The organism is Actinoplanes sp. NPDC023801 (genome assembly GCF_040639655.1).
GTDB lineage: Bacteria > Actinomycetota > Actinomycetes > Mycobacteriales > Micromonosporaceae > Actinoplanes.
Window position 1 is genome coordinate 26,396 of record NZ_JBFAAI010000033.1, and the last position, 20,866, is coordinate 47,261.

Annotated in this window: 21 protein-coding genes; 12 read left to right on the forward strand and 9 right to left on the reverse strand. The window is 70.2% G+C overall.

Translation table 11 applies throughout. The features are described from left to right. Positions 1–55 precede the first annotated feature (55 nt). A complete protein-coding gene (locus tag AB0G04_RS37390) occupies positions 56–1,306 on the reverse strand; it encodes a metallophosphoesterase (protein ID WP_360993137.1) in 1,251 nt (416 codons plus the stop codon). A gap of 248 nt (positions 1,307–1,554) precedes the next feature. On the opposite strand from AB0G04_RS37390, the gene AB0G04_RS37395 reads away from it, so the two are divergent. Then, a complete protein-coding gene (locus tag AB0G04_RS37395) occupies positions 1,555–2,841 on the forward strand; it encodes an APC family permease (protein WP_360993140.1) in 1,287 nt (428 codons plus the stop codon). Positions 2,842–2,956: 115 nt separating this feature from the next. On the opposite strand, the gene AB0G04_RS37400 is transcribed toward AB0G04_RS37395, so the two are convergent. After that, positions 2,957–4,510 (reverse strand): serine/threonine-protein kinase, encoded by a 1,554-nt coding sequence (locus AB0G04_RS37400; protein WP_360993143.1) that lies wholly within the window; start codon positions 4,508–4,510, stop codon positions 2,957–2,959. 91 nt (positions 4,511–4,601) lie between these two features. Here AB0G04_RS37400 and AB0G04_RS37405 point away from each other — a divergent pair, with 91 nt between their 5' ends. Beyond that, the gene (locus AB0G04_RS37405) at positions 4,602–5,117 is read left to right on the forward strand and encodes a hypothetical protein (RefSeq protein WP_360993146.1); all 516 of its coding nucleotides are present in this window, start codon (positions 4,602–4,604) and stop codon (positions 5,115–5,117) included. A gap of 51 nt (positions 5,118–5,168) precedes the next feature. Beyond that, positions 5,169–6,407, forward strand: a complete 1,239-nt coding sequence (locus AB0G04_RS37410; protein ID WP_360993149.1) for a metal-dependent hydrolase — start codon at positions 5,169–5,171, stop codon at positions 6,405–6,407. A gap of 1 nt (position 6,408) precedes the next feature. Here the strand turns inward: AB0G04_RS37410 and AB0G04_RS37415 are convergent, their stop codons facing one another. Beyond that, positions 6,409–7,005: a short chain dehydrogenase gene (locus AB0G04_RS37415; RefSeq protein WP_360993152.1), complete on the reverse strand. Its 597-nt coding sequence runs from the start codon at positions 7,003–7,005 to the stop codon at positions 6,409–6,411. Between the two features lie 70 nt (positions 7,006–7,075). Between AB0G04_RS37415 and AB0G04_RS37420 the strand changes: the two genes are divergently transcribed. The 5 genes from AB0G04_RS37420 to AB0G04_RS37440 all read left to right on the forward strand — a co-directional run bounded on the left by AB0G04_RS37420 (position 7,076) and on the right by AB0G04_RS37440 (position 12,638). Beyond that, entirely contained in the window at positions 7,076–7,930 is an 855-nt protein-coding gene (locus AB0G04_RS37420) for a LysR family transcriptional regulator (protein ID WP_360993154.1), read from the forward strand. A gap of 61 nt (positions 7,931–7,991) precedes the next feature. Further along, positions 7,992–8,894 carry a hypothetical protein gene (locus AB0G04_RS37425; protein ID WP_360993157.1) on the forward strand — a complete coding sequence of 301 codons (903 nt, stop codon included), beginning with the start codon at positions 7,992–7,994 and terminating at the stop codon, positions 8,892–8,894. 151 nt (positions 8,895–9,045) lie between these two features. Beyond that, positions 9,046–11,310: an arginine/lysine/ornithine decarboxylase gene (locus AB0G04_RS37430; RefSeq protein ID WP_360993160.1), complete on the forward strand. Its 2,265-nt coding sequence runs from the start codon at positions 9,046–9,048 to the stop codon at positions 11,308–11,310. Between the two features lie 49 nt (positions 11,311–11,359). Next, on the forward strand, positions 11,360–12,196 hold the full coding sequence (locus AB0G04_RS37435; RefSeq protein ID WP_360993163.1) for an LLM class flavin-dependent oxidoreductase: 837 nt from the start codon (positions 11,360–11,362) through the stop codon (positions 12,194–12,196). A gap of 85 nt (positions 12,197–12,281) precedes the next feature. Then, the gene (locus AB0G04_RS37440; RefSeq protein ID WP_360993166.1) at positions 12,282–12,638 is read left to right on the forward strand and encodes a PRC-barrel domain-containing protein; all 357 of its coding nucleotides are present in this window, start codon (positions 12,282–12,284) and stop codon (positions 12,636–12,638) included. 6 nt (positions 12,639–12,644) lie between these two features. On the opposite strand, the gene AB0G04_RS37445 is transcribed toward AB0G04_RS37440, so the two are convergent. The 4 genes from AB0G04_RS37445 to AB0G04_RS37460 form a co-directional block, all read right to left on the reverse strand. After that, positions 12,645–12,956 (reverse strand): DUF1048 domain-containing protein, encoded by a 312-nt coding sequence (locus AB0G04_RS37445; protein WP_360993169.1) that lies wholly within the window; start codon positions 12,954–12,956, stop codon positions 12,645–12,647. Between the two features lies 1 nt (position 12,957). Further along, positions 12,958–13,314 carry a DUF1048 domain-containing protein gene (locus AB0G04_RS37450; protein WP_360993172.1) on the reverse strand — a complete coding sequence of 119 codons (357 nt, stop codon included), beginning with the start codon at positions 13,312–13,314 and terminating at the stop codon, positions 12,958–12,960. Then, positions 13,311–13,637, reverse strand: coding sequence for a PadR family transcriptional regulator (locus tag AB0G04_RS37455; protein WP_360993175.1), 327 nt, complete (start codon positions 13,635–13,637; stop codon positions 13,311–13,313). Before AB0G04_RS37455 ends, AB0G04_RS37450 begins: the two co-directional genes overlap by 4 nt. Positions 13,638–13,978: 341 nt before the next feature. After that, the gene (locus AB0G04_RS37460) at positions 13,979–14,470 is read right to left on the reverse strand and encodes an RICIN domain-containing protein (RefSeq protein WP_360993177.1); all 492 of its coding nucleotides are present in this window, start codon (positions 14,468–14,470) and stop codon (positions 13,979–13,981) included. 364 nt (positions 14,471–14,834) lie between these two features. Here AB0G04_RS37460 and AB0G04_RS37465 point away from each other — a divergent pair, with 364 nt between their 5' ends. Continuing rightward, a complete protein-coding gene (locus AB0G04_RS37465) occupies positions 14,835–15,287 on the forward strand; it encodes a lamin tail domain-containing protein (RefSeq protein ID WP_360993180.1) in 453 nt (150 codons plus the stop codon). A gap of 43 nt (positions 15,288–15,330) precedes the next feature. Here AB0G04_RS37465 and AB0G04_RS37470 read toward each other — a convergent pair whose 3' ends face one another. Beyond that, positions 15,331–16,119, reverse strand: coding sequence for a GNAT family N-acetyltransferase (locus AB0G04_RS37470; protein ID WP_360993183.1), 789 nt, complete (start codon positions 16,117–16,119; stop codon positions 15,331–15,333). Positions 16,120–16,284: 165 nt separating this feature from the next. Here AB0G04_RS37470 and AB0G04_RS37475 point away from each other — a divergent pair, with 165 nt between their 5' ends. Together AB0G04_RS37475 and AB0G04_RS37480 are read left to right on the forward strand one after the other, a co-directional pair. Next, positions 16,285–17,352 carry an NYN domain-containing protein gene (locus tag AB0G04_RS37475; RefSeq protein ID WP_360993186.1) on the forward strand — a complete coding sequence of 356 codons (1,068 nt, stop codon included), beginning with the start codon at positions 16,285–16,287 and terminating at the stop codon, positions 17,350–17,352. A 106-nt stretch (positions 17,353–17,458) separates the two neighbouring features. After that, positions 17,459–17,995, forward strand: coding sequence for a hypothetical protein (locus AB0G04_RS37480; RefSeq protein WP_360993188.1), 537 nt, complete (start codon positions 17,459–17,461; stop codon positions 17,993–17,995). A gap of 1,047 nt (positions 17,996–19,042) precedes the next feature. On the opposite strand, the gene AB0G04_RS37485 is transcribed toward AB0G04_RS37480, so the two are convergent. Further along, positions 19,043–19,375, reverse strand: a complete 333-nt coding sequence (locus tag AB0G04_RS37485) for a TraR/DksA C4-type zinc finger protein (RefSeq protein ID WP_360993190.1) — start codon at positions 19,373–19,375, stop codon at positions 19,043–19,045. Between the two features lie 28 nt (positions 19,376–19,403). Between AB0G04_RS37485 and AB0G04_RS37490 the strand changes: the two genes are divergently transcribed. Continuing rightward, positions 19,404–20,846, forward strand: coding sequence for an EAL domain-containing protein (locus AB0G04_RS37490; RefSeq protein WP_360993192.1), 1,443 nt, complete (start codon positions 19,404–19,406; stop codon positions 20,844–20,846). Positions 20,847–20,866 lie beyond the last annotated feature (20 nt).

Genomic DNA, 20,866 nt, shown 5'->3' on the forward strand with positions numbered 1-20,866 from the left:
AACGTGTTCTACTCTCGGGCAATCGGGAACCGCCTCGCCGGGCGTCCGGTGACCGTCAGGCCTGACGCGACGCCAGCTGCACGACCGTGATGTCCGACGGCGCGCCAACCCGCACCGGCGGTCCCCAGGCCCCGGCGCCGCGGCTGACGTACAACTGCGTGTCGCCGTACTTCTCCAGCCCCGCGAGGGTCGGGTTGGCCGCGTCGGCGATCAGCGTGGCCGGCCACATCTGCCCACCGTGGGTGTGGCCGGACAACTGCAGGTCGACGCCGTAACGGACCGCGTCGTGGATGACCACCGGCTGGTGGGCCAGCAGCACCGAGGCGCGGGACGGATCGCGGTCGCCGAGCGCCTTGACGAAGTCCGGGCCGTCACCGGAGTCCTCACCGGCGATGTCGTTGACGCCGGCCAGGTCGAAGGCGGGCATCGCGACGCGGGCGTTCTCCAGCGGCTGCCATCCGAGCTCGCGGACCTTGGCCACCCACTCGTCGGCGCCGGAGAAGTACTCGTGGTTGCCGGTGACGAAGAACGTGCCGTGCCGCGACCGCAGTCCGCGCAACGGCTCGACGGAGGCCGCGAGTTCGTCGACATCGCCGTCGACCAGGTCGCCGACGACCGCGATCAGGTCGGGCTGGGTGGCGTTGACGGTGTCGGTGACCCGCTGCGCGAAACCGCGTCCCAGCACGGCGCTGAGGTGCACGTCGCTGACCACGGCGATGCGGAACCCGTGGGCGCCGCGCGGCAGCCTGGCCAGCGGCACGGTGACCCGCTTGACGGCCGGGCCGTTGATCGTGTCCCAGGTGCCGTAGCCGACGGTGCCGAGGGCGGCAGCGGCGGCGGCTCCGCCGACCACCCGCGAGACGAACATGCGGCGGGACAGGGCGGGCGGGCCGGCGGCGGGTTCGACGGTCTCCACCTGCACCTCGGGCGTACGGGTGACGCCCTCTGCCCCGGCGAGCGCCGGAACCAGCACCGGCTCGGCGTCGCGGTGCCTCAGCCAGCGGGTCAGCAGCGGCCGGGCCACTTCACCGGCGAGCACCCCGAGCAGCAGGTAGAGGAAGACTGCCATCCACAGGTAGCCCGGCCAGGCCAGCACACTCTTGACGACCAGCGGCACCGGAAGCGACTCGCCGGTCATCGCCACCACCGCAAGCACGGGAGCCGCGGTGAACAGCACGGTCCCCGCCCGCCGCCACCGGCTGCCGTGCGCCGTGGTCGCCCCGACCAGTCGCCGCCACAGGTACCAGTGCAGCGCGCCGAACACGGCCAGGACCAGAACTGCCGCCAGCACGGCGATAACGATCATGAGTGGTGCTGTCCTTCGCTCGACTGCGGGCGAAGCTACCAGCGGGCGGCTGTCGAAACCCTGAGAAGCAGCGTTCGTATCGTTGCTCACACCCGGCGGGCGCCGTCCGGGCCGCTACCCGGTAAAGAGCCGTCTTCCTCGTCGCGCCTCCGGCCGCCCCTGATTCATTCGCCGGTGATGAGGGGCGTTCGCGTCCGGTCACCGAGACTCGTTGCCAACTGACCCCATGGGCCGAGGAGACGACGGCGATGACGGACCTGCGAACCAGATTCCTGACGGTACGGCAGGCGGCGTTCATCGGTGTCGGCGCGATGGTGGGTGCCGGCATCTTCGCCCTGCTCGGCGCGGCCGGGGAGGTGGCCGGAGCGGCCGTCTGGCTGTCGTTCCTCATCGCGGGTGTCGTCGCGGCGCTGCAGGGCTACTCCTTCGCCAAGCTGGGCGCCCGCTACCCGTCGGCCGGCGGCATGCTGGAGTACGTGACCAGGGGTTTCGGCCCCGGCCACGTCACCGGGGTGACCGCATGGCTCACCTATGCGGCCAACGCCATCGTGACCGCGATGGTGGCGGTCTCCTTCGGCAGTTACGCCAGTGCCGTGTTCACCGATGAGAACGCGGGCTGGGCGAAATTCTTCGCCGTGCTGATCATCGTGGTGGCGACCGTGGTGAACATCGTCGGATCGACGCTTGTCGCCCGCGCCCAGACCGTCATCGTCTACCTGGTCCTCGGCATCCTCGTCGTGTTCGCCGTGGTCACGCTCGCCGACATGGACCCGTCGCTGCTTGCGTTCTCCGGCTATCCGTCGCTGCGCGACATCATCTCCAGCGTCGCGCTCACCTTCTTCGCGTTCCTCGGCTTCGGCATCATCACCTTCACCACGAAGGACCTCAGACAGCCGGCTCGGCAGCTGCCCAGGGCGATGTATCTGGCGCTCGTCATCGCGGCGGTCATCTACATCGCCATCGCCTTGGGCGTCTTCGGCACCCTGACCGTCGACGAGGTGATCGCTTCCGGTGACACGGCGCTTGCCGTCGCCGCGCAGCCGTCGCTCGGTGACGCGGGCTACGTCCTGATGGCGATCACGGCTCTGTTCGCCACCGCGGGCGCCACGAATGCCGGCCTGTACCCGGCGGCCGGACTGTGCGACCGGCTGGCCGAGACCGGTCAGTTCCCCGGCGTGATGGCGCGGCGCCTCGGCGACCGGGCATCGGCCGGCCTGCTGATCCAGGCGGCGGCCTGCCTGTTGCTGGCCGTGTTCTTCGACCTGGACGCGATCGCCTCGATCGGCAGCGCGGTGGCCCTGCTCATCTTCACCTTCATCACCGCCGCCCACTTCCGGGTCCGCTCCGAGACCGGGGCCAGCACCGCGATCCTCATCCTCGCGATCGGCTCGGCGGGCATCGTGCTGCTCACGTTCACCTTCACCACGCTCATCCACGAACCGGCCTCGCTTGTCACCCTGGCCGGGATCCTGGTGCTGAGCATCGCCCTCGAACTCGGCTGGCGCCGCACCTCCGCGCGCCTGACCGCACATTAGGGAGTCGCGCGTATGAACGGTCTGCTGATGTGGGGACTCGTCCTCCCGCTACTGCTGGTGGTCGCGGGCGTTGTCGTCTGGCTCCGGCGCCGTAACGGTCCGCGCTGACGACGCGTCACTCCTCCTCGTCCTTGTCCTCCTTTTCCTCGTCCTTCTCCTTCTCCTTCTCTTCTTTTTGTTTCGGCGCCTCGACCTTGTTCCCTGCCGGTGCCGGGTCTGCCGTCGTCACCTTCTTCGGCTGCGGCGCGGCTGCGGTCAGCGGCACGGACTGTGCCACCGACAGGGTGACCCGGCATTCCGTGCTGCCGAGTTTGAACTGGCTGGGCGGTGTGCTCGAACCCCGGTAGGTGCCGCGGAGCACGGCGGTGTGGTCGCGGCCGGGCGCCAGGTCGGCGATCCGGGCGGCGACGGTCCGGCCGGTCTGCCGCCATCGGCCCGGAGTTCCGCCGGACAGCCGGTGTCCGGACGGCAGCGTGAAGGACAACGACGACTCCGGAATCGGCACCTGCCCGGAATTGGACACGTTGACCTTGGTGGTGAACCGGCCTTCGGCCGCCGCCACGACGAATCCGACCGTGCACTGAGGCTGCGGCCGCGGCTCCGGTGCGGCCACCGGCGCGGCCGGGGCGGTGCCGGCCGCCTGCGCCCGCGTCGCCGGGCCGGGTTTGTCGCCGGGCAGCATGACCGCTCCGGCGGCGCCGGCCGCCACCACCACGGCCAGGCTGGTGACGGCGAGCCGCCGGTGCCGCCGCCGTGCGCCGGGCACGGTGGCCGCCTCGGTCGTCGCCGGGTCGGCATCCCGTTCCGTCACCACGGCGGTCGGGGTGCCGTCCGGGGTGCCGGGAAGGGCGAGGATCGCCGGATCGAGACCGGCCGCCGTGGCCAGCACCGCGGCCGCCTCGGCGGCACTCGGGCGGCGTGCGGGATCCTTGCTGAGGCATCGGCGGCACAGGTCGGCCATTTCGGCCGGCAGCCCGGCGATGCGCGGCAGATCGGCCGGCTCCTGGTAACGGTGGGCCCGCAGCATCTGGGTCGCGGTCGACGCCGTCCAGGGCAGCCGCCCGGCGAGCGAGCGGTAGAGGAGCAGGCCCAATGCGTACACATCGGTCGACGGGCGGACCAGGCCGTGTTCGAGACGCTCCGGAGCCAGATAGGCCGGTGTGCCCAACAGGTGGCCGGTCTTGCGGTCGTCGTCGCCGGACAGTGCCGAGATACCGAAGTCGAGCAGTTTCACCCTGGCCCCGGACACGACCACGTTGGCCGGTTTCACGTCCCGGTGCACGACGCTGCGGTCGTGGGCGGCGGCCAGTGCCGCGGCGACCTGGGCGACGATGACGACGGCGGTCTGCCAGGGCAGCGCCCCGGCGGTCAGCAGCTGCGCCAGGGTCCGGCCCTCGGCCACCTCCATCACCAGGTACGGCAGAGCACCGGCTTCGCCGTAGTCGTACACCTCCACGATGTTGGGATGCCGCAGGCGGGCCACCGCCCGTGCCTCGGCGCGGATGTGCGTCAGCACCGCCAGGTCACGTGCCAGCCCGGGGGAGAGGACCTTGACGGCCACGTCACGGCCGAGGACCTCGTCGTGGGCACGCCACACCACCGACATGCCGCCGGCTCCGAGCCGGTCGCGTAGCCGGAAGCGGCCGTCCATCAGGTCTCCGGTGTTCATCGAGCTGATCGATGCCCTGATGTCGGGGGGTGGAAACACCCGCGCCGGTACGGGCTGACGTTCCCGGCCCCGGCGGGTAGATTCGGCCGTCGTGCTGAGTGACCTGGAACGGGTGGCGCCCGCGTTTCTCGCCCACCGGTCGGCGACCGTGCTCCCGATCGACTGGGAGTTGATCGGGAACCACTTCGGCCTCACGTACCCGGCGGACTACGTCGCCTATCGCAGCCACTACACGCACCTGACGATCGACGATTTCATGATGATCACCGGGCCGGTGCCCGGCCAGGAGCGTGGATACATCGCCGGAGTCGAGGAAAGTCTCGAGCTGGTACGCGATTTCGCCGCCGACGACATGACCGAGGGATTTCAGGCGTACCCCGAACCCGGCGGTGTGTTCCCCTGGGGCGCCTCCAACGAGGGCGACATGTTCTTCTGGCGCGTGAACGGCCCCGATCCGGACGCGTGGACGTGCGTGGTGTCCACCCGCAACGGCGACTGGTGGGAACACGACGGCGGTGCGTTGTCGCTGGTGGTCGGCCTGATCGACGGGTCGGTCGAACATTGGGGCCTGCCGCCGCAGCCCCGCCCCGACCCGCCGGTGGCCTGACACGGTCGAAAGCGGCCTCGCTGTGGTCGTGCGGGCCTAGGATCGTCGCCCATGGACAATGTGACGCACGCGCTCATCAGCGTCATGGTCGGTGAGACCGTCCATCGGGTCCTGCCGCCGTCGGCGGTGCTCAGTGACCGGGCCCGCCGTACCGTCGCCATCACCGTCATGGTGGTCGGCGGCAACCTGCCGGACGCGGACGTCATCTACACCACGTGGGCGGGCACCACGCTCGACTACCTGCTGCACCACCGCGGTCACACCCACACCGTCCCCGGCGCGCTCGGCCTGTCGCTGCTGCTCTTCCTGGCCGTACGCCTGTGGTGGTGGCGCCGCAAGGTGGTGCCGGGGCGGGCCGACATCTGGTTCCTCGCCGGGCTGTCGGTCCTGGCGACGCTGCTGCACATCGCGCTCGATCTGACCAACAGTTACGGCGTTCACCCGTTCTGGCCGCTCGACAACCGCTGGTACTACGGCGACGCCGTCTTCATCATCGAACCGCTGCTCTGGGCCTGCACCGGGGTGCTGCTGTTCGTCCTGCCGAGCCGGACCTGGCGGATCCTGATCACCGTGGTTCTCGCCGCCGGGCTGGGCCTGAGCTGGTTCAGCGGGTTCGTGCCGGCCTCGTTCGCCGCCCTGCTCACCCTGCTCACCGCCGGTCTCGTCGCGGTCAGCCGGTTCGCGTCCGCCCGGACGGCGCTGGTCTGCGGTATCACCGCCTGGCTGGCGCTGACGGCGACGTTCGTGGTCACCTCGCGGGCCGCGGAGAGCCGGTTCGAGCAGGTGCTCGCCGGCCGCTTCCCGCAGTCGCGCACCCTCGACGTGGTGCTGACGCCGATGCCGGCCGACCCGCTGTGCCGTGAGGTTCTGGCCGTGCAGACGACCGCCGATCAGTACGTCGTACGCCGCGCGTTCCATTCGCTGGCGCCCGGCTGGATCCCGGCCGGCCGGTGTGCCGAGCTGTATCCGTCCGCCGGCGGTGAGACGACCACCCGGCTCACCACGGTCGCCGCACCGTCCAGCGACGAGGTCGCCTGGGCCGGGGAACTCGCGATCCCGGCCGGCCTGCTCACCGATCTCGGCGGCGAGTACTGTGCCGTCGGCGCGCTGCTCCAGTTCGCCCGCGCCCCGTGGGCGATGCCGAGGGGTGACGGCTGGATCGTCGGTGACCTGCGCTTCGACCGCGAACCGGGGCTGGGCCTGGCCGAGGTCGAGGTCGGGCCGGCCAACGACGAGTGCCCGCGCCTGCCCGCCCCGTGGGTGCCGCCGCGGCAGGACCTCGTGGACTAGCTCACAGGGCGTAGACCTGGCCGGTCTGTGCGCCCTCGACGGACCTGACGTAGGCCTGGGCGACCCGGGCGAGCGGAACCGGCTCCATGCCGGGGAAGAAGTCGCCGTACCGCGGGAGGCTTTCGGTGAAGACCGTGGGGCTGACCGCGTTGACGCGTTGCGGGGCGATTTCGATGGCGGCCGCCCGGACGAACGCCTCCAGGGCGCCGTTGGCCATCGAGGCGGCGCTGCCGGCCGGGATCGGTTCCCGCGCCAGCACCCCCGAGATCAGGGTGAAGGAGCCACGCTCGGCGATCCGGGCGACGCCCTGCCGGACCAGCTCGATCTGGCCGTGGACCTTGCCCTGGAAGGCGGCCGTGTAGTCCTCGGCGGTCATGTCGGTGATGACCTTGAACGGTGTGTGACCACCGGCGCTGACCACCGCGTCCACCCGGCCGGCGTGCTGGTACATGGCGCTGACCTGCGCCGGATCGGTGATGTCGTACCGTAGGTCGCCGCCGCTGCGGGAGACCGCCAGGACCTCGTGGCCGCGGCCGGCCAGTTCTTTGCCCACGTACGTGCCGAGCGTGCCCGTGGCACCGACGAGAAGAATTCGCATGCGCCGACAGTAGGTTCGGAGCCGTCGACCGGGGAAATGCCGTTCGCGACGCCATTTATGCTTGCCGGTTATGAATGTGGAGTTGCGTCATCTGCGGGCGCTGGCCGCGATCGGTGACGCGGGCACCATCAGCGGTGCCGCGGAGGCCCTGCGGATCAGCCAGCCGGCGCTCTCCCGCACCCTGGAGCAGCTGGAGAGCCGGATCGGCACGCCGCTGGTGGAACGCACGACGCGCCGTCTGGCACTCACCGACGCCGGGCGGGCTCTGCACGAACGCAGTCATCTGATCCTCAACCAGGTCGACGACGCGCTGGCGGAGGCCTCGGTGGGGCCCCGGCCACTCCGGGTCGGGTTCGCCTGGGCGCTGCTCGGCGAGCGGACGACCGGAGTGCTCCGCACCTGGCGCGATCAGCATCCCGCGACGCCGGTCCGGCTGTGCCGCCGGGACGACCCGGAAGCCGCGTTGCGCCGCGGCGAGCTGAACATCGCGGTGGTCCGCACCACGCCCGCGCCGCGCGGCGATCTGATCGCGGAGGAGCTGTACCGCGAGGAACGCCTGGCCGCCGTGCCGGACGGGCATCCGCTCGCGCGGGGTACCGGTGTGCACCTGGCGGATCTCAGCGGTCAGCCGGTGGTCGTCTGCTCGACCGCCGCCACCACGACGGGGTTCTGGTCCCGGGGCCGCCAGCCGCACATCCTCGAGGTGGCCGGCGTCGACGAGTGGCTGACCACGATCGCCACCGGAGAGGCCATCGGTGTCACCACGCAGGGCACCGGGCACAGTCACCCGCATCCCGGGATCCGTTATCTCCCCATCGTGGACGCCGGTCCGGTGGCGGTCCTGCTTCTCCGGCCGCGCGTCGCGACCCACCCGGTCACCGAGGCGTTCGTCGGTCACGTGCGGAAGATGGTCGGCGTGTCGTGACAGGGCACGTACCGGCGTGCGAAGCTACCCGTCGGTAACGTTGTCGGCGGAAGTGGGCGGCATGGCGGACACGACAGAACTCGCATGGCAGGAACCGTCCGTGCTGGACCCGGCCGTGGTACGCCAGGCCTGGCGAGTGGCGGAGCCGCTGCACGGCTTGATCTACTTCGCGCCCGAGGCCCACGAACGCTACGCGGACCTGGGCCTCGACCCGCGGTCCGGCTATTTCGCGTCCCGCTCGGCGGCCATGGGCCCGGTCGGCGCCGGCCCGGTGGTGGCCGCCTTCTACAACTTCAATCCGGCCCTGGTCACCCGTGCCCTGCCGGCGGCCTGGGACCGGACGGCACCGGCAGCCGTGCTGGCGGCCCGGACGGAGGCGGCCGGGGCCGCACTGAGCCGCGCCCTCGGTGATCTGGTGGACACCGCGGAGATGCGCGAGGCGGCCGACCTGGCCCGCCGGGCCGCCGAGTCCGCCGCCGCGTACCCGGAGGGCCGGCCGCTGTTCGCCGCCCACGTCGCGCTGCCCTGGCCGGACGACCGCCCGCACGTCGTGCTGTGGCACGCCCAGACGATCCTGCGCGAGTTCCGCGGTGACGGCCACGTCGCCGCGCTGCTGATGGCCGGTCTCACCGGCCTGGAGGCGCTCGTCCTGCACGCCGCCTCCGGCGAGGTGCCCCGCCGGTTCCTGCAGCGCAGCCGGGGGTGGAGTGACGAGCAGTGGGCCGAGGCGACCGGCCGGCTGCGCGGACGTGGCCTCCTCGAGGGCGACGAGCCGGTGCTGAGCGACAGCGGACGGGCGCAGCGCGCGTGGATCGAGGCGGCCACCGATCGGCTCGCCACCCCCGCCTACACGGTCCTCGGTACCGACGGCTGCCGGCGGTTCACCGAGCTGACACGGCCGATGAGCCGCGCCGTCGTCGCCTCCGGCGCTCTCAACGTCGACAACGGGAGCAGCCGCTCCTGACCGCCGGCCGGCGATCGAGGGAGCGGAGGGGCCCGCCGGGTCCGCTGTCACCCGGCCCGGGGACGGGCACGGCGTTCGGCTGCCCGGGAACGCGGTGTGCTGATTGGCTTCACGGGGAGGCCCGTGCCGCACCGCCGAGAGGACACCCACCGTGCCGTTGCAGGTCACCGTCGTCACGCCCGCGGAGGGACCGTCCGGTGCGCGGCGGCCGCTGGAACTGCTGGAGGCCGCCCTGACCCGGGCCGGTCTGGATCTGCGGCGCTTCGACGACGAGGGCCGGTACGCCGAGCATCTGGGCATGCTCGCGCATGTCGCCCGGTCCAGTTCGGCCGTCCTGTACGTGCTGCACCTCGACGCGGCCCGGCCCGACGAGGCCGCCGTGCGGGCGGCGTCCGAGTTCGTGCTGGCGGTCCGGGTGCACAACGACCGGGTGCCGATCCTGCTGTTCGGCGAGCAGCTGACGGCGCGGCAGGTGCCCCAGTCGGTGCTGGCGCGCATCGACGGGGTGGTGAACGCCTACGAGGACACCCCCGACTTCCTGGCCCGCAAGATTCAGCGCGAGGTGGCTCACTACCTCGGCCAGCTGGCTCCGCCGTTCTTCGCGGCGCTGATGCGTTACGCCAACGACGGCGCCTACTCCTGGCACTGTCCGGGACATTCCGGCGGTACGGCGTTCCTGAAGAGCCCGGTCGGTACCGTCTTCCACGACTTCTTCGGGGAGAACCTGCTGCGTGCCGACGTGTGCAACGCCGTGGAGGAGCTCGGTCAGCTGCTCGACCACTCCGGGCCGATCGCCGACAGCGAGCGGCTGGCGGCCAAGACGTTCCGGGCCGACCATCTGTTCTTCGTCACGAACGGCACCTCCACCTCCAACAAGATCGTGTGGAACTCACTGGTCGGGCCGGGTGACATCGTGGCGGTGGACCGCAACTGCCACAAGTCGATCCTGCATGCCATCGTGCTCACCGGAGCGATTCCGATCTATCTCATGCCGACCCGCAACAAGGCCGGCATCATCGGGCCGATCCCGCGCAGCGAGTTCACCGCCGAGGCGCTGCGGGCCAAGATCGAGGCGAGCCCGCTGATCGCGGACAAGAGCAGGCGGATCCGGCTGCTCGCGCTCACCCAGTCCACCTACGACGGCATCATCTATCGCGCCGACGAGCTCCGGAACAGCCTCGACGAGGTCGTCGACGCGCTGCACTTCGACGAGGCGTGGCTGCCGCACGGCTCCTTCCATCAGCTGTACGACGGGATGCACGGTGTGGCCAACGATCGCGGGCGCACCGAGCGGACCGTCGTCTATGCCACCCAGTCCACCCACAAGCTGCTCGCGGGGCTCTCGCAGGCGTCGCAGATCCTCGTCCAGGACACCACCACCGGGCACTTCGACGACCGGGTCTTCGCCCAGGCGTACCGGATGCACACGTCCACGAGCCCGCAGTACGCCATCATCGCGAGCTGCGACGTGTCGGCGGAGATGATGGCCGGCCGGCGCGGCCGTGCCCTGGTCGAGGAGTCGATCACCGAGGCGATGGAGTTCCGCCGCACGATCATCCGGATCGGCACGGAGTGCCCGGACTGGTGGTTCGGTGTATGGGGACCGGACACCCCGCCGCGGACCGGCCTGCCGGAACGGCCCGAGTGGGAGCTGACCCGGGACGCGCGGTGGCACGGCTTCGACCGTGTCGACGACGGCTTCACGATGCTCGACCCGATCAAGGTCACGCTCACCATGCCGGGCCTCACCGTCCACGGCGAGTTCAGCGCGCCGGGGAAGCCAAGCATCCCGGGCGTGGTGCTGGCCCGCTACCTGGCCGAGCACGGTGTGGTGGTGGAGAAGACCGGCCTGTACTCGCTGTTCGTGCTGTTCACCATCGGTGTCACCAAGGGGCGCTGGAACTCGCTTGTCGCTGAGCTGCACCGGTTCAAGAGCGCGTACGACGGCAACGCGAAGATCGAGCGGCTGATGCCGGCCTTCACCGCCATGTTCCCGGGGTACGCCGGCCGGGGACTTCGCGACATCTGCGAGGCCCTGCACGCGACGTACCGCGACGCCGACCTCGCCGAACTGACCACGGCGATCTACACCGAGCCGGTCGAGCAGGTGACGCCACCGGCCGAGGCATGGACGGCGATGGCGGCCGGGCGGGTGGAGCACGTGCCGGTGGAGAGGCTCGCCGGGCGGACGACCGCGGTGCTGCTCACCCCGTACCCGCCGGGCATTCCGTTGCTGGTGCCGGGGGAGCGGATCAGCGCGTCGATCGTGCGCTTCCTGCGGCACGAGCAGATCCTCGCCGAACGCTGGCCCGGCTTCACCGGCATCACCCACGGCGTCACCGAGGAGGACGACGGCGGGCATCGTACGGTCGCCTGCCTGATCGAAGGGCCAGCGTCGAGCCCGCCGCCCGCGTGAGGCATGTGACCCGGGCGATGAGTCCGGGAGGGACCTAGACTCGGCAGGCGTGACGACTCTCGGTGTGGTCTTCCGGCCCCAGAACCCGCCCGAACGGCTCCGGCCGGTGGCCCGCGCCGCGGATGAGGCGGGCCTGGAGGAGCTGTGGCTCTGGGAGGACTGCTTCCTCGAGAGCGGTATCGCCGCCGCGGCCGCCGCGCTCGCCTGGACCGAGCGGCTGAGCGTCGGCATCGGCCTGCTGCCGGTGCCGTTCCGTAACGTCGCCGTGATGGCCATGGAGGCAGCCACGCTGCACCGGCTCTTCCCCGACCGGGCGATCATCACCGTCGGTCACGGCGTCCAGGATTGGATGGGTCAGGTCGGCGCCCGGGTCGCGTCGCCGTTGACCCTGTTGCGCGAGCACGTGAGTGCGTTGAAGGCGCTGCTGGCCGGCGAGACCGTCACGACCTCCGGGCGTTACGTGCAGCTGGACAAGGTGAAGCTCGACTACCCGCCGCCGGGGGCGGCCCCGGTCTACGCCGGCGCTACCGGGCCCAGGACCCGCGCCCTCGCCTGTGAGATCGCCGACGGCATCCTGCTGACGGCCGGGACTCCGGTGGAGGAGGTGGCGGCCGTCCGGGGCGCGGCGAAGGCGATCACGGTCTACGTGCATGCGGCCACCGGTTCTGACGCCGGCGAACGGATGGCCCGTGAACTCGATTTCTGGGGCGAGTCCGACAAGACGGCGACCACGGCGGTCGGTGGTGCCGCCGACATCGCCGCCGTCGTGAACCGTTACCGGGCCGCGGGCGCCGACGCCGTGATTCTGCAGCCCACCGCCGACGAACCCGACCTCGAGGGCTTCGTACGGTTCGTCGCGAAGGACGTCCGCGCCCTGGTCGTGTGACACAGGTGACGGATCTCAGTGGTCGCCGGCACGGGCGATGTCACCGGGGCGGTTTCCGCCGGGCTCCGGCGGGCATTGCGTTGACATGTTCCCTGCGGAGAATTTGCGCGAATGGCGCGGTGAGAACGTCGTCGACCCCGACGGCGACAAGATCGGTGAGCTCGAGGCCGTCTACGTCGACACCATCGACGACGAACCGGCGTTCGCGACGGTCCGGGTGGGATTCATCGGGCGGCATCGGCTCGTCTTCGTCCCGCTCGCCGGTGCGACCGTCAGCCCCAAGGCGCTCCGGGTCCGCTACAGCAAGAAGCTGGTCGGGGACGCACCGAGCATCGGCCTGGACGGCGAGCTGGAGGCCGGTGACGAACCCGGCGTGTTCGCCCACTACGGACTGCCCTATCAGGCCGGTGCCTCCGGCGCCCGGCGGCTCGCCCGGAGGTGACCCGGGTCAGGGTCTCCCGGCGACTGACTCCTGGCACAGATCCGCGTAGGTACGCGAGTCCTTGATCAGCTCATCGGCGAAGGCGGCGACGTCGGTGCCGATGAGCTGCCGGACGCCCCTGCCCGTGGCGGCGCCCTCCTCGAAGAAGTCGACGATCCCGGAGAGCAGAGGTCCGTCGGCGAGGTCGATCGGCCCGACCTTGAACAGGTACTTCTGCATCTCCCGGTAGACGATCCGGTAGTCCGGCGGGAGGGCCTTGACGCGGGCCACGTGTGCCCGCCACTGCTTCTTGCCCTCGATGATGTCCTGGATGCCCATGTCAGTCTCCCAGCCGGCTCAGTTTCCGGGCGACGCCGGCGTTCAGCTGTTCACGCCAGCGGTCGCGGTAGGTCCGGGCGCCCTTGCCGCCGGCCAGCGCCGTGCAGAAGGCGGGGATGTCATGGCCGAGCACCTCCTGAACGCCCTGGCCCTCCGCCGCGGCTTCCTCGAGCACTCCCAGCGCGGCGTCGAGGATGGGTGTCAGGTTGCGGCCCGCGAAGTCGCCGTACGGATAAAGGTTGCCCTTGATCTGTTCCCATGCCGCCCGGTGATCGGCCGGCAGAGCCTGCGCCCGGATCTCGAACGCGTTCCATTCCCTGGTGAGGTCGCTGCCGGTGACGGTGTCCCAGAAGCTCATCTGCCACCCTCCCTGAGCTTGTCGATGCGGGACGAGACGTACTGCCATTTCGCCCAGAACGTCGCGAGCTCCGTGCGTCCGGCGTCGTTGAGGGCGTAGAACTTGCGCGGCGGACCCACTTCGGACGGTCGCTTCGTCACCTGGACGAGGCCGTTGCGCTCGAGGCGCAGCAGGATGGTGTACACCGTCCCGTCGATGACGTCGGTGAAGCCGAGATCGTTGAGCCGGCGGGTGATGGCGTATCCGTAGGTCTCCTCGCTCCCGATGATCTCGAGCACGCATCCCTCCAGCGTGCCTTTGAGCATTTCCGTCAGGTCCTCCATCGCGGCCCCCTGTCCGGCGCCTCGGTACCCGGTACCACCGAGTACCGCTATAACGTAGCACCGAGTACCGCTATCCGGTAGTACCGAATAGCTGGGGAGTTGCGGATGGGGGCGACCACGGAACACGACCCACACCTACGGAACTCCGAGGACGCTCGCGAGGCTCGTGCACCGCCTCGCACTGCGCCGGGCACCGATCGTTGTCGGTCACGCCGACACGGCCGGGCGGCTGTCACGTACATCCCGGTGACGGGAACGTCCCGCATCTGCGGGACCCGGCGGGATTCGCCGACCTGCTGCGCACCGCGCGCCGATGGCCGACGGATGCCCGCCGGCACCCGTCAACGCAGCCGGAACTGCTGGTTCTGTGCGCCGCTGCAGCGGTACTGCTGGATGTCGGTGTCATCGGCGGTGCTGGAACCCCAGACGTCGAGGCACTTGCCGCTGTGCCGCACCACGATCTCCTTGTATCCGCCGCTACCGGGTGCCAGGCGCCACCGCTGGTTCGATCCTCCGTTGCAGCGGTACTGCCGCACGTCGGCCTCGTCCGCGTCACTGGAGCCGGACACGTCGAGGCACTTGCCGCTGTGCCGCGCGATGATCTCGTAGTAGCCGCCGCCGCGGGAGGCCAGACGCCATTGCTGGTTGTTCCCACCGTGGCAGCGGTACTGCAACACGTCGGCGTCGTCGACAGAACTCGCGCCCCGCACGTCGACGCATTTGCCGCTGTGCCGGGCGATGATCTCGTAATAGGTGTTCCCGGCCTGTACGGGTGCCGCGACGGCGCCGGCGCCGAGGCCGGTCGCGATCGTCAGAGTCAACAGGCGGATCATCCTGTTCATGGTCATCTCTACGCTCTCAGTGAGTCACGAACGACCGGTATCCGTCACGGAGTGTAGGCACCGCTGATCCGGCCGCGGGCCGGTTCGGCCAATGCCGCAGCGGGTTCAGGTCGGCCCTGCCGCAGGTGGACGACGTCCATCCCGGCCGGCGCCGGTGCTTCCGGCGGCGTCGCGTACCTGCTGAAGAATGAGCCCGGCCATCGGCCGGATCGTCTGCGTGCCGCGCCGTTCGAGGGACGGTTGCGGCCGGCCGGCTGTCCGATTTTGACCGGACACTCGAACGGATCTGCGTTCCTCCGGCGCGGGCGGGCGAAAGAATCCTGGTCTTCCGCCGAACACGAGGAGACCCACACTCATGCGTCGCATCACGCTGGGGACGATCAGCGCCCTTGCCATCGCCGCCGGCACCCTTGTCGCGGCAGCGCCGGCCCAGGCCGCGCCCGCGCTGCGGTTCCACTCCACCCAGTACGACTCGCCAGGTAAGGACACCCGGTCGAACGCCTCGCTCAACGCGGAGTGGATCGCACTGGTGAACACCGGCACCACCGCGGTCAACCTGTCCGGCTGGAAGATCGTCGACAAGTCGAAGACGTACACCTTCGGCAACGTCACGATCGCCGGCAAGGGCGGCAAGGTCTACCTGCACACCGGAAAGGGCACCAACTCCAGGACCCACCTGTACTGGGGCTCCGGCAACTACGTCTGGAACAACACCGGCGACACCGCCACCCTCCGGACGAAGGCCGGCAAGACCCACGACACCTGCAAATGGGGCAACAAGACCGGGCGTACGCGCATCGCATGCTGATCCGAATCGGTCCGGGACCATCCGACCGTGCTGGAGGTCCCGGTCACCGCGGCGGCGTCCACTCGTAGTGCCTTGACGTGGTGATCTGGTGGAAGCCGGATCGGCGCAGGATGGGCGCGCTGTGCGGGGACGCGTCGACGTGCAGGAGCCGGTAACCGCGGGCGTCCGCGTCCCGGGCGCGAGCGGCGAGTATCGCCCGGTAGACGCCACGCCCGCGCCAGTCCGGCAGCGTCGCGCCGCCGAGCAGGGCAACGAAGTCGGTGCCGGGGTGGTAGATCGACCAGGCGCTGCAGACCAGCCGATCACCGTCCTCGGCCGCCAGGACGGTGATCTGGCCGGGATCGGCGGACAACCGGGCGCCGAGATCGCCGGCGACCCACGAGCAGTCGAATCCCCACACCGCGGTCTGTTGATCGGCGATGCGGCGCAGATCGGCGGGCTCACTGATGCGCCGCAGCACCACGCCGTCGGGCAGAACCGGTTCGGCGGCGACCTCGTCGGCGTACCCGAGTAGCACCGCCGACTGCTGCTGCGGTACGAAACCGGCCGCGATGAGCCGTTCGGGAAGGTCCTCGGGTAGGTCGTGGGCCCGTACCTTCCACTCGACGCCCTGCCCGCGGGCCTCGAAGTAGTCGCGTTGCCGGGCGATCAGCCGGTCCAGGTCGGCACCGGTGAGACCGACATCGCGTGGTGCCCGGATGCGTCCCATGTGCTCGCCGACGATCCGCCGGACCGGCCCGTCGTATTCGTGGATCACCCCGGCCGGAACGACTTCGAGTGGCAGGCGCATGTGCGCGTCGTAGGCGGCCAGTAGGGCATCGATATCGGCCATGGTCACATGGTGCCGTAATGCGCCCCCGGCCGTGGACCGGCCCGCGGCGGGTCAGTGGGACAGGCGCGGGCTCGGGGCCGAAACGTGGTCCGATGGTCCGGACGGCAGGGCGCCGCGCCGCGCGTGGCTGATCCTGGCGGGCCACCGGTGGGTAGGCTGAGCCACGTGGATCAAGAAGAGCGAATCGCCATGTTCCTGGATTACGAGAACCTGGCGATCGGCGCCCGCGATCATCTCGGTGGGATGGCGTTCGACCTGCGGCCCGTCGCCGACGCGCTCGCCGAACGCGGGCGCGTCGTCGTGCGCCGGGCGTATGCCGACTGGTCCTACTTCGATGAGGACCGGCGCATGCTGACCCGCTCGCACGTCGAGCTGATCGACATCCCGCAGAAGATGGGCGCGTCCCGCAAGAACGCGGCCGACATCAAGATGGTCGTCGACGCGCTCGAGGCAGCCTTCGAACGGCAGTACATCTCGACGTTCGTGCTGTGCACCGGCGACAGCGACTTCACCCCGCTGGTGCACAAGCTACGGGAACTCAACAAGCGGGTGATCGGGGTGGGAGTCGAGCGCACCACGTCGGCGCTGCTGCCGCCGGCCTGCGACGAGTTCCTGTTCTACGACCGGCTCGACGGGGTGGAGGTGCCGGTGTCCCGGCCGCGACGCGCCCGCCCCGAGCCGGTCCGGGCACCCGAGCCGGTGAAGGTCCCCGAGCCGGTCGTGGAGCCGGTCGTGGAGGAGGCGCCCGCCCGGGACGCCGAGTCGCTTGCGACGCTGGTCGCCCAGACCGTGTCGGGTCTGCTGCGCAGCGCCGACGGCACGGTCACCGCGTCGACGCTGAAACGGACACTGCTGCGTAAGGACTCCACGTTCAGCGAGGCCGACTACGGGTTCCGGGCGTTCGGTGAACTGCTTCGCCACCTGGCCGACGGCAACGTCATCGAACTCAGCGTCGGCCAGGCCAAGGGCGACCCGGAGGTGTCACTGCCCGAACACGGCGACCGGGAGGCCGCGTTCGGGCTGCTCGCGACCGTGGTGGCCGACGTCGGGCCGGTGGCGCTGTCCGCGTTGAAGAACCGGGTGGTGAAAGCGTCGCCGGGGTTCAGCGAGAAGAAGCTCGGCTATCGCAGCTTCCTGCAGTTCGCGAAGGCGGCGGCCACCGCGGGCGCCGTCGAACTGGCCTGGAACCCCGACGCCGACGACTACCTGCTGACCGCACCGTCAGGGCGTTGACGTCCCGGCCGGAGAACTTCCGCCCGATGGTGGCGACTGCACGTCATGGCTTCAACGCGAGTGGCTGAGGACGGCACCGCCAGCCGAATTTTCCGGGGCTGTGTGGATGCGCATTCTACTGTCGAATCCGATGATATCGATGCCGCAGCCCGTGCTGCTGATCCGAGCCTTCGCCGTGCGCGCCCTGGCCTGTGTCGTGCTGGCACTGATGGTCTCCGCCTGCTCTGCCGACCCCTTACCGCAACCGCCCGCACCGGCCGGCGCGGTGGGAATAGAGGTCCCCATGGACCCCATGACCACCGACGAGATAGAACGCTTCTATAACGCGTACGCAGACCTGGTTCCCTGGTTGCGGGAGCACTACCAGCCCTCGTGGGAGCTCAGTACGTGGTACCGCATGCCTGCGGCCACGACGTGGGAGTCGATCGAGGAGCACTACACAGCGGCGCTCGGCCCCGACTGGAAAGTCGACGACAGGTATCGCTATCCCCGATATCCCGTGGACGGGGCGACTGACCTGTCAGGCCGTCACGCGCGGGTATGGAGCAACGGCGACCGGGCGGTGGCGATCATGATCAACCCGGCCGATGCCGACAGCGGCCACATCCTTCACGTGCTGCTACCGGAAGAAGACCGCCGGTAGACTTTCCGCCGGCGCCGTGATCGCCGGCGAGTGGACATCGTCGACATCTGAGCCGTCACTGGGCTCGGCGACGGCCACCCCGAACACCGCGCTTCGCGCCGCCGAATCCGCGAGCGTCGAACCGACCCCAACCCGTGATCTCGAAGTACTGGATGTTTTCCGGGTTGTGGGAACTGATTCGCAGGAAGCTCTGCACCCGTTGGAGCGAGTTGGCTGCGGAGCAGGGCTGTTCGCGGATGATGAGGACGATCCGTATGGCGATCACGTTGATCGGGCAGCCACGATGAGAGGACACAGCGATGACAAGGCAGGGACCTCTTCCTTGCTGTGCGCCCGTCCAGGTGTCCACGACGCGGTTGCAGTCGGTTGAGCCGGCGCCTCCACCGTCACGTGTCCGGTCCGGCGCCGAGGAGTTGGTCGGACTCGACGGCGGATGGTTCCGGATGGGCAGCGACGACGCCTGCGGAGGAGCGCCCGGGTCGTACTCTCCGGCTGTGCTGTCGAAGGAGCTCTTCGCGCGTTTGGTCGAAGCCCAGGGGGCGTCGGATCACCCAGGAGCGTCCCACGCCCGAGCGCTCGGACTGCTTACCGTCTTCAACTCCTTGTGGGAGTTCTACCTCTTGGCCCCGCCCGGAGACGTTCTTGTCGATCGGGATGACGGCGCCCCCGTACCCGCTACCCCTGCCGAACGAGACCTGGCGTTCGTCCAGGCCGCCCGGCGCTTCCCTGAGTTGCGCCACCTGATGCCCGAACGCCCGCCCACCGCCCGCACCTGCCCCCATTGCGGCGGCTCCGGGATGATCACCTTGAACGACGGACGGAACATTTTCTGCGGCCCACCCTGTAACACCAGTGGATGGATAGCCGAACTGTAGGACCGCCTCGCCGCGTCGCTCAAACGCCTTCACATGCCGCCGAGAAAGCGCGCTTGGCCCGGTTTCTACCGTACCCCCTCGGGGTAGGCCGGTACGCGCTGTAGCAGCCGTTGACGACCCAGCGGGCTGCTCCGCCATGGCGCCGGGTGGGGTCGGAGGTTGAACGGCAAGCTCAGGCCGAGGCGCAGGCGATGCAACGGCGGGCGAACGGGCGGGCGGCGAGCCGTTCGGCCGGGATCGGCCGGCCGCAGCCCTCGCAGACGCCGTACGTCCCCGCGCCGACCCGGCGCAGCGCGTCGTCGACCTCGGCGATCCGGTCCCGGGCCGCGGCCAGCAGGGCGGTCAGCTGGGCACGTTCGAAGCCGATGGTGGCGCCCTCCGGGTCGTGCTCGTCGTCGGCGTTGGAGTCCCGGGATGCCGAGAACAGCGCCTCCAGGCTCGCCGCAAGCGTCGTCATCTCCGCCTCGGCGTCGGCGCGCAGCCGCAACAGGTCGTCCCGAACCATCTGTGCACCCTAACCAGGTGGCGGAAGTGTGAGCGGCAGCACCACTCATGCCGGTGGGCTGCGCGCCGATGAGCAGAGGGTGAAGGACACCGCGACGGCCGATGCCGACAGCACCGCTGACCTGCTGCGAGCGCGCAGCGTGGTGAAGTCCGCGGTCATCGTGCTCGCCGCGAGCATGGTCGTCGCGCTCATCTCGTACGCCTGGGATTGGCTCGAGGTTCTTCTCAAGGGCGAGAGCCCGGAGGCGGACGAGTGGTTCGGGCTGATCGGGGTCGCCTGGTTGCCGCTCGCCGTGGCCACCACTGTGCGGCTGCTGCGTTTCAACCGCAGCCTGGCCGTGCGCGCCGAGGAGGCCGTGGAGGCGTTCCGGGACACCGTGCACACCGCGCACGGCTGGGTGTGGAAGGTCGATGCCGAGCTGCGCGTCACCTGGAGCAGCGACGGCGTGACCGAGCTGCTCGGCTACGACACGCGCGAGATCACCGGCCGCGATGTCCGGGAGCTGCTGGGCGACGACCAGGAGCCCGGTGGGCACGCCTTCGACGAGGCCGCACGCCAGGACTGGACCAGCGGCACCACCCACCGCGACGGCACGGTACGTACCCTCAGCAGCACCGCCACCCCGGTGTACGGCACGGACGGCCACATCGTCGGCTATCGCGGCTTCAGCGCCGACGTCACCCTGGAGGCGGCCGCCGCGCTGGCCGATCAGCGGGTGCGGGACGAGAACGCGCAGATCCGGGCCCGGGTCGAGCACAGCATCCGGGAGGAGAACGCGCTGCAGATCGTTCTACAGCCGATCGTCGACCTGGACCGCAACGAGATCGCCGGAATGGAGGCGCTGGCACGGTTCACCGCCGAGCCGTACCGCACACCGGACGTCTGTTTCGGCGAGGCCTGGAAGGTGGGGCTCGGCGTCGACCTGGAGCTGCGTGCCGTGGAGGCGGCCTGCCGGCGGCTTCCCGATCTGCCCGGCCGGGCGTACCTGTCGGTCAACGTCTCGGCGCAGACGATTCTCGACGAGCGTTTCCACGAACTGCTTGCGGGTCTCGGGTCCGCTGCGGGCTCCCTGGTCATCGAGGTCACCGAGCACACCGCTGTCGACAATTACGACATCCTGGCCGAAACCATGCAGCGGGTCCGCGCCACCGGGGCGCGCCTGGCGGTCGACGACGCCGGCGCCGGGTACGCCTCGATGCAGCACATCCTGCGGCTGCGCCCGGACATCGTGAAACTGGACCGCAGCATCATCGCCGACAGCGACCAGGACCCCGCCCGGCGGGCCCTGATCGGCGCGATGAGCAACTTCGGCGCGTCGCTCGGCATGACCGTGGTCGCCGAGGGCGTCGAGACCAGCGGTGAACTCGCCGTTCTCACCGAGGAGGGCCTGAACCACGCTCAGGGTTACCTGCTGAGCAGGCCGGCCGCCGACCCCCGCGTCGACTGGCCGGAACGGCACCTGGCGGCGTGACGGAGCGGGCAACACCGGTA